Origin of the sequence: Aliivibrio sp. S3MY1 (assembly GCF_028765575.1) — a bacterium.
Lineage (GTDB): Bacteria > Pseudomonadota > Gammaproteobacteria > Enterobacterales > Vibrionaceae > Aliivibrio.
Map to the genome: position 1 here is coordinate 1 of NZ_JARACO010000076.1, position 1,217 is coordinate 1,217.

2 protein-coding genes are annotated in these 1,217 nt (G+C 35.0%); one reads left to right on the plus strand and one right to left on the minus strand.

What is annotated here, in order from left to right; genetic code table 11:
• On the plus strand, nt 1–389 hold a 389-nt coding region (locus tag PVK62_RS17280; protein ID WP_274449502.1), incomplete at its 5' end, for a HEPN domain-containing protein.
• 178 nt (nt 390–567) lie between these two features.
• Here PVK62_RS17280 and PVK62_RS17285 read toward each other — a convergent pair.
• Nucleotides 568–1,217 (minus strand): hypothetical protein (locus tag PVK62_RS17285; protein ID WP_274445546.1); only part of this gene is annotated, 650 nt, incomplete at its 5' end.

Genomic DNA, 1,217 nt, shown 5'->3' on the forward strand with positions numbered 1-1,217 from the left:
TTACAACTATGAGCTGTTTAGATGAATCAAAAATAAACGAAACATTTTTTGCAGCTAGTTTACAAAATGTTTGGTTTGATACTATTCAAAACCTGCTTAATTGCTTTGGAATTATTCCATTGGAAGATGAAGGTGGTCATTTAAAAACCGCCCTTAATGAAATAGTAGATAATAGAAATGCAGTTGCTCACGGTCGTATAGCTGCAGAAATCATAGGAGAGCGACACCGATTTGATGTGTTACGAGAAAGAACGGATTGTGTTAATAATATCCTTGATGGATTAATAGCTAAGTATGAAAGCTATATTTTGAACTTGGCGTTTATTAAGCCAGAGCATCATCCGATATATTCAAGTAGACTTAGTACATTTACAACACCAACCCCGTAAAGGTGGTTGGTGCCATTTAACGCCTGCATAACACGTTTGCTACCATGCATATTAAGCCCAAATTTACCACTAAACACGGTAAACCCAAAGAAACCTAGAATGCCGAATGTAGCAAATCGTGTTGATGCGATTGTTATGTGTTTTCAAATTAATTTAAGGGATCGTTCTATTTATTATGTTATCGAGAACGATACTGAGCAATTACTTCATCAAGATTACCGCCACCTTGTTTCTGTGCATAATTGAAGGCTACCTGCCAAAATTGACGCATACCTTCAGGGATATTCTTATGTCTTTTTTCCAAATAAAACTGATTAAGTTGCTCACTTTCAGCATCAATATAATTTACAGAGAAAATTGAATCCTCAGGAAGAATGTTACTTTTGAGTACCTCTTCAGTAGCAATTCGTTGTAAATTGTATTTTTGCCTATCATCAAATAACCAAGGACTCCACACAGATAAAGCATAAAATACATCCTCAATTCGGTATGTAATTTCTTTACCTTTTATTCGATAAATTTCATCAATATCACTTGAACCAAGAATCATAGCATCACGCCATTCATCTCTACTTTCATTGTGAAATTCTTTCCCGTCACACTCTATAGCTGTTTTTTTACCATTAGTCCCAGTGACAACAAAGTCTAACCTGTAATTTCCACAAATTGTTATAATCTCAACTTGTGTATCCATACTAACTTCTTGATTAAAATATTTTTCTGCATACTTTGCAAAAGAATCCTCAATCGGAGAGTCGTATGGTGGACAATAAAATATAGACACTGTAATCCCTCCTACACATAACGCCTGCATAACACGTTTGCTAC